At 33.1% G+C, this 6,537-nt stretch carries 7 protein-coding genes and 1 pseudogene; 5 read left to right on the forward strand and 3 right to left on the reverse strand.

The genetic code is table 11. The annotated features are described in order from the left end of the window. Nucleotides 1-159: 159 nt before the first annotated feature. Genes Q0Y70_RS09115 through Q0Y70_RS09125 form a run of 3 tightly spaced genes read right to left on the reverse strand, consistent with a single transcriptional unit; the run spans nucleotide 160 to nucleotide 2,705 of the window. Nucleotides 160-984 carry a Cof-type HAD-IIB family hydrolase gene (locus Q0Y70_RS09115; protein ID WP_297820129.1) on the reverse strand — a complete coding sequence of 275 codons (825 nt, stop codon included), beginning with the start codon at nucleotides 982-984 and terminating at the stop codon, nucleotides 160-162. Nucleotides 985-996: 12 nt separating this feature from the next. Beyond that, nucleotides 997-1,950 carry a 1-phosphofructokinase family hexose kinase gene (locus Q0Y70_RS09120; RefSeq protein ID WP_297820132.1) on the reverse strand — a complete coding sequence of 318 codons (954 nt, stop codon included), beginning with the start codon at nucleotides 1,948-1,950 and terminating at the stop codon, nucleotides 997-999. Nucleotides 1,951-1,952: 2 nt separating this feature from the next. Continuing rightward, nucleotides 1,953-2,705 (reverse strand): DeoR/GlpR family DNA-binding transcription regulator, encoded by a 753-nt coding sequence (locus tag Q0Y70_RS09125; protein WP_297820135.1) that lies wholly within the window; start codon nucleotides 2,703-2,705, stop codon nucleotides 1,953-1,955. A gap of 180 nt (nucleotides 2,706-2,885) precedes the next feature. Between Q0Y70_RS09125 and Q0Y70_RS09130 the strand changes: the two genes are divergently transcribed. The 5 genes and pseudogenes from Q0Y70_RS09130 to Q0Y70_RS09150 all read left to right on the forward strand — a co-directional run bounded on the left by Q0Y70_RS09130 (nucleotide 2,886) and on the right by Q0Y70_RS09150 (nucleotide 6,197). Further along, nucleotides 2,886-3,344, forward strand: coding sequence for a PTS sugar transporter subunit IIA (locus tag Q0Y70_RS09130; RefSeq protein WP_297820138.1), 459 nt, complete (start codon nucleotides 2,886-2,888; stop codon nucleotides 3,342-3,344). A 36-nt stretch (nucleotides 3,345-3,380) separates the two neighbouring features. Beyond that, nucleotides 3,381-3,701 (forward strand): PTS galactitol transporter subunit IIB, encoded by a 321-nt coding sequence (locus Q0Y70_RS09135; protein WP_297820141.1) that lies wholly within the window; start codon nucleotides 3,381-3,383, stop codon nucleotides 3,699-3,701. Nucleotides 3,702-3,742: 41 nt separating this feature from the next. Next, nucleotides 3,743-5,128 (forward strand): PTS galactitol transporter subunit IIC, encoded by a 1,386-nt coding sequence (locus Q0Y70_RS09140; protein ID WP_297820144.1) that lies wholly within the window; start codon nucleotides 3,743-3,745, stop codon nucleotides 5,126-5,128. An 18-nt stretch (nucleotides 5,129-5,146) separates the two neighbouring features. Continuing rightward, nucleotides 5,147-5,416: a hypothetical protein gene (locus Q0Y70_RS09145; protein WP_297820147.1), complete on the forward strand. Its 270-nt coding sequence runs from the start codon at nucleotides 5,147-5,149 to the stop codon at nucleotides 5,414-5,416. Between the two features lie 7 nt (nucleotides 5,417-5,423). Further along, nucleotides 5,424-6,197, forward strand: a pseudogene (locus tag Q0Y70_RS09150) (class II aldolase/adducin family protein). The last annotated feature ends 340 nt before the right edge of the window (nucleotides 6,198-6,537 follow it).

Genomic DNA, 6,537 nt, shown 5'->3' on the forward strand with positions numbered 1-6,537 from the left:
ACTGTTTCACCTTGGTTTAACATGGGACGCAGACGCGAAGGCTTGAAAGAAATTAAGAAGTAAAATTATATTGAATATTATTTTGATTAAAAAAGATTGATTCGAAATTTAAAGAATCAATCTTTTTGTTTACTTTGAATTTTTATCTGAGTTCAATTATCAATCTTTAACTACATATTTTTGAATAGCCTTTTCAATACCGTCTACATTATTACTAGTAGTTACATAATCGGCTATTTCTAATAATCTAGGAGTAGAGGCTTCCATGGCAATACCAATTCCAGCAAAATCTATCATCGGAATATCATTGTCAGCATTTCCAATAGCCATTATTTCATTATCTTTTAAACCAAGATACTGTGCTAATTTTCGTAAAGCCCAGCCCTTGTCGACGTTTGGAGCTGCAAAGTCTAAATATTCGGGCTCTGAGCGAATGAGATTGAGTTTTTCTTTGATGACTTTTGGAATAGTATTTTGAATTTTATCTAATTTTTCTTTGGTTGAGACAGCCATTATTTTTAACATAGCTGGTTTTTTAGGAATTTCAATTAAATCGTGTAAAGTAGTTACTTTCATTTGTAATTTGTTTTTCCAGGATTCATGAGCGCCATCTATAGGAATACACGTACTAGTGGTATATAAAGTATCTTGAGTTTCTAATTGATTATATAGATTGATATTGTCAGCCCACAGTTCAAAGTCTACAAAAGTTTGAAAATTAAAAGTGGCTTCTTGAATAACTTTACCATTAGTATCTTCGATTATTGAACCATTAAATGTAATTACATATTGCTTGGAAGAATTATTTAACCCTAATTCCTCTAAAAAAGGTTTAACACTTACCAATGGACGTCCAGTAGTTAGAACAACTTTAACGTCTTCATTTCTAATATGTTTTAATACCTTAATTGAATTTGGCAATATTTTCCCTTCATCATTTAACAACGTGCCATCTAAGTCAATTGCTACTAATTTAATTCCCATAATTTTCAACCTCTATTTGAGTTTCTCAATTTTGATATCTGGAACTAATTCTTCGAAAATCTTTTTATCAATAAAGCCAGTTTTAATGTTCATCGCATTAGCAGTACCAGCTGCACAGGCATATTGAATAGTTTTTGTAATATCAGAATTTTTGTCAAGCGCAGATAAAATGCCTCCAACCATAGAATCTCCAGATCCCTCTGAATTAACTGCTTCAACTGGTTTTTGAATAGCATAATAATAATTATTATGATACTTAACCAAACATCCCTTAGCTCCCAGAGATACAAAAATTATTGGTACAGCGTTTAACTTAGTATTTTTTTCAATATAGTGCATAAGTTCCAAAGGATCAGTCACTACAGGTTTATTAAGATACTCAGCAATTTCATGTTCATTGGGCTTAATAATGTCAGGTAGGATATCGGTGTCTAAAATCTGGTTTAATATATTCCCAGATGTATCTAGAATAATATAACAATTAGGCTTTGTTTTTCGTATTAATTGAATTAGTTCTAAATAGTATTGATAACTGCATCCCTTCGGCAATGAGCCATTTAGTGATATCGCAGTGATTTTTTTGTTTATTAAAAGTTTTTTTAGATCGATCATTAATTCTTCATAGTAGTGTGGATCAATGGCAAGCCCATTTTCGTTTATTTCTGTTTTAGTACCTTGATCATCGATAATCTGTAAACAATTTCTAGTTTCTTTTTTTGTATTGATAAATAAGGTTTCATATAAGTCTTGCTTTGCTTCATGTTCTATAAATTTTCCATTTTCACCACCAATAAAACCAGAAACAATAGTTTTACTTCCCAGAAGTGATGAAACTCTTCCTGCATTAAATCCCTTTCCGCCAACCATGTGTTTTTTGAGATCTACTCGATTTAAACTACCAGGTTTTAATTTGTTTATATGATAAAGGCGATCCACTGAAGGATTAATTGTAATTGTAATAATCATTTTTACCAAACCTCAGTATATTGTGAATATTCTTTATGTGTCTTGGAATTAATATCATCATCAGTTACCAAGCCATCAAAAGTATTTAAATTTCTAAAAGTAATCATATCTGATCTGCCTAATTTAGTATGATCTGCGATAATTAATGCTTTATTAGCATGATTGATGGCTACATTTTGAATTCTTCCTTCATCTTCACTACTAGTGGTTACATTATTATCCTTAATTCCATTAGTAGAGCAGAGAGCATAATCCAAATTGAGTCCATCAAAAGTTCTTTCCGCAATTTGACCTAAAAACTCACCAGTATTTTTATGAAGTTCGCCACCTGTTGATAATACACGGCACTCACTAGTTGCGAGTTTGGTAAATGAAATGAAACTATTAGTAACAAAAGTTAAATTCTTCTTCACAAGGTAAGGTACTGCATATAAAAGAGTAGTTCCTGCGCCTAAGAAAACAGTTGAATTATCATCTATGATATCTGCTAGTTTTTGCCCAATTTGTTTTTTTAAATCAATATTTATTTTTAATTTTTGGGAAGTAGAGAATTCTACTGTCATAACGTTATTTATTGGTTTTGCGCCACCAAATGTTTTTATTAACTTATGCTCTTTGTCTAACTCATTAATATCTCTCCTAATAGTCATTGGAGTAACACCAATTTGTTCCGCAAGGGAAGTAGAGGTCATAAAGCCTGTTCTATTAAGCAATAAGATAATTTGATTTTGACGCTCTTTCTTTTTCGCTGTCATATTATCATCTCTTTTTCTTTTTTTAAAAAGCAATTTAAGTATAGTGGATTTAATAAAAATGTTCAAGATCAAACATTTTTATGTTTTTGTTAAAACTTTTATTGACTTTTTTTTTTTTTTTTTTGTACAGTGTAAGCGTAAACAAAAACAAAATTAAATTTACGAATGAGGTGAGAGAAAATGCAAGATATGTTTAATAGCAATTTAATTGATTTAAATACTTCTGTTTCAGATGAACAAGAGTTATTTGATTTAGTTGGAATGCGTGCTATTGAAAAAGGATTTGCTAATTTAGGTTATATTTCTGGATTGGAAAAACGTGAACTTTCATATCCAACTGGATTAACTTTTCCCGATATGCCGATAGCATTACCGCACGTTGATCCTAAATATATTAAGAAGCCATTTATCTATGTTGCAAGAAATAACAGACCTATTGATGTTAAGCAAATGGGAGATTCCGCTAAAATGAGGACTTCAAATTTCTTATTCTTAGGTTTAAAAGATGGAGCTAAGCAGCCAGAACTGTTAGCAGAGATCATGGCTGCTTTTCAAAATCAAGATTTTGTAAGCGCTTTTCTTGAAACTGATAATGTCGAGGAAATGTACAAATTGCTCTCAAATAAATTTATAAAGTAAAAATATAATCATATTAGTTTAGTGGAGGTATATATAATGAAAACTATTTTAGTTTGTTGTGGGTCTGGAGTTGCAACTTCACCCCAAGTGTCACAAAAAATTAATGATTATTTAGCTGATCAAGGATTAGACAGTAAAGCGAAAGCTATTCCTAAACCAATCGAAACAGCACCATCTACAGTAGCAAATGATCCAAGTATTATTTGTTATATAGGAATTGCAGCCCCAGATGATGCCTTAAAGGAAACGTTGGATCAATATCATGTAAATCACGAGCTTACGGGTCTTCCTTGGTTAACAGGTATGGGAGAAGGTGAAGCTAACGAAAAGATAAAAGAAATGGTAGAAAACAGTTAGCTTCGAAAAAATAATCTCTCGAAAGAAGGAGTTGAAAGTATATGGATTGGAATAATATTGTACAAGCTATTTTGGGTGTGGGATCGCAAGTTTTAATTCCCATTTTAATTATTATTTTGGGCTTGATATTTGGAATGAAGCCTTCCAAGGCGATTCTCTCTGGTTTGTACTTAGCTACGGGTTTTATCGGTATGTCAATGGCTATCAATCAATTAACAACTGCTGTGAGTCCGGCCGCAAAAGCATTGGCGACTCATACGAGTATTAATTTACCAGCCGTTGATTTTGGTTGGCCTGGTGCTGCAGCTATTACTTGGGCTTGGCCAATGGCCTTTGTATTTTTTGCAGTTGAAATTATTATCAATTTGGGAATGCTGTTAGCTAACCTAACCAAGACTCTAAATGCTGATATGTGGAACGTATGGGGAATTGCTCTTACTGCTTACATGGTTTACAGCATTTCAGGGTCATTACCTTGGGCTTTTGTAGCCGCAGGCATTCAAATCATCATTAGTTTGAAATTAGGAGATATGTGGGCTGAAGAAATTAAAACCGATTTCGGTCTAGTAGGAGTTACTACCACTCACATTGAAGCCTTTACAGCTACCATTATGTTCCCTGTTAATTGGGTCATGAACTATATTCCTGTATTTAATAAAAGATGGGACGCAAGAGACCTAAAGAAAAAGATTGGTATCTTGTCAGAGCCTGTTGTTATGGGTGCAATTATTGGATTGATTTTGGCATTAGCTGGTCGCTATAGTGTCGGGGATGCTCTTAATTTAGCTGTAACTGTTGGTGCGGTAATGGCTATCTTTCCACCGATGGCTAAGTTCTTTATGGATGCTTTAACACCATTTGGTACAACTATGAGTAACTTTATGAAGAAGCATGTTAAAGGACGTGAGTTTGTAATTGGACTTGATTGGCCGATTTTGGGTCAATCTACTGAACTTTGGGTAACTATGGTGTTGATGATTCCTATTTCTATCATCTATGCTGCAATATTACCAGGTAATAAAGTATTGCCAATCGCTGGTGTTATTAACTACTGTATTGGGGTCGGCGGTTTATTGCTTACTGGTGGAAACTTGTTAAGGATGATCGTCTTAGGCATTATTTATGAACCATTATTCTTATATGGAGCAACTTACTTTTCTGGTGTATTTACCAAGTTGGCAACTTCTACTGGAGCTGCTAAAGTTCCAAAGGGTTCAGAAGTTACCTGGTCATCCATTGAAGCTCCCGATTTGAGATTCTTAATGGCTCAAGCTGGTCGATTAAATTGGATAGCTATTGTGGGTTTGATTGTACTGTTAGTATTGTTTGTCCTTCTTTACCAATACATGAAGAAAAATCCATTGCCAGGTAAACGTTATGAAAAACTAGAAAAGAAGACTTCCACACCTGCAGGTGCAGCTAAATAATTTGAGAGGTAAGATACAATGCATAAAATATTAAGCACAAAATCTTTTTGGACGTTTGTCTGTTTTGTTGCATTCTTCATTTTTACAACTTCCTTAATTACAAAATTGTGGTGGCTTAATATATTTACAATGATTTTAGGTCTACTATTTAAATATTTTGGAGATGCAATATGTTTTCCTGAAAGAGCCAAACTAAAACGTGTACGTGAAGAAAAAATGCAATCTTACCTAGATAAACGTCAAGAAATGAATAGTAATTATGTGCGCAATAAGCGCAATAGAAAGTAAGGTAAGTATGATAATTCCAAAAGGTAGAATTCCGTTTGAATTTGAACGTGAAGATTTAGCTAAAGTTGTTAGATTAGTGATGGAACGTAGAGATACTACCGTAGTAGGCGGTAATATTTCAATTAGAGTTACAGATGATACAGGTAAAGATTATCTGGTGATGACCCCTACTATGATGTAAGAAGCTTATTTAGGCCATTTAAACGCTGATCAAATTTTAGTAATTGATCCTGAAACTCGAAAAATTATTTCTGGGACTGGTCATTTAACTAGAGAAATTAATATGCACGAAGCTATATATGCTACCTCACCAGATATTAAATGTGTATTTCATGCACATGCTGATCAAGCAATGTTTTGGGCTACAACGGGTTTAAATATGCCAAATATAACTGAAGCTACACAAAAATTGAAAGAAATTAAAACTTGTCAATGGCATCCAATGTGTACTGAAGATTTAGCTCAATATATGAAAAAAGAAGTTGAGAAACGACTCGAAAAAGGACGGATTAGAAATGCATTTTTATTAAATAGTCATGGTGTCCTGTTTACCAATGGTGGTAAGGATATGGATCCATTAACTGCATTACACGGATCTTTAGCTGATGTTGATACTGTTGAGTGGAATGCTAAAATTGCATATAAACAAACTGTACTCCAAATGAACGGTATGCTTGATGGATATTATGGTGAAGATACCAAGATTGGTACTTGGGATGAAGTAAAAGCCGGAAAATGTCTCTATAATACGCATATGTTAGAAAATAAAAATGGAGACTAACAGTATATAACCTATTAAATTCTATTTTTCTCCCCCTCATTGGTTTTACAATAAAAAAATCTGGTTAACCATTTCCTCTACAAAGTTAACCAGATTATAAAAATATTTAAGAAACCTAATTAGTTTCAAGTACATTATATCAAACCGGAAATGAATTCCCATTCATTAGACTAACTTTCAAAGATAGATTCTAGGAAGGTTAGTCTTTTTTTGTTTAAGGCATTCACTGTTTCACCTTGGTTTAACATGGGACGCAGACGCGAAGGCTTGAAAGAAATTAAGAAGTAAAATCAATAGCTATGAAAAAACATGCACTAACTTAAAGAAAGTAAGTGCTTAC

This window comes from uncultured Lactobacillus sp. (assembly GCF_947367085.1).
GTDB lineage: Bacteria > Bacillota > Bacilli > Lactobacillales > Lactobacillaceae > Lactobacillus.

What these genes read in the sequence shown, in the direction of transcription:
- Q0Y70_RS09125 (WP_297820135.1), bottom strand. Translation starts at nt 2,705, where the DNA reads ATGACAGCGAAAAAGAAAGAGCGTCAAAATCAAATTATCTTATTGCTT.
- Q0Y70_RS09120 (WP_297820132.1), bottom strand. Translation starts at nt 1,950, where the DNA reads ATGATTATTACAATTACAATTAATCCTTCAGTGGATCGCCTTTATCAT.
- Q0Y70_RS09145 (WP_297820147.1), top strand. Translation starts at nt 5,147, where the DNA reads ATGCATAAAATATTAAGCACAAAATCTTTTTGGACGTTTGTCTGTTTT.
- Q0Y70_RS09140 (WP_297820144.1), top strand. Translation starts at nt 3,743, where the DNA reads ATGGATTGGAATAATATTGTACAAGCTATTTTGGGTGTGGGATCGCAA.
- Q0Y70_RS09135 (WP_297820141.1), top strand. Translation starts at nt 3,381, where the DNA reads ATGAAAACTATTTTAGTTTGTTGTGGGTCTGGAGTTGCAACTTCACCC.
- Q0Y70_RS09130 (WP_297820138.1), top strand. Translation starts at nt 2,886, where the DNA reads ATGCAAGATATGTTTAATAGCAATTTAATTGATTTAAATACTTCTGTT.
- Q0Y70_RS09115 (WP_297820129.1), bottom strand. Translation starts at nt 984, where the DNA reads ATGGGAATTAAATTAGTAGCAATTGACTTAGATGGCACGTTGTTAAAT.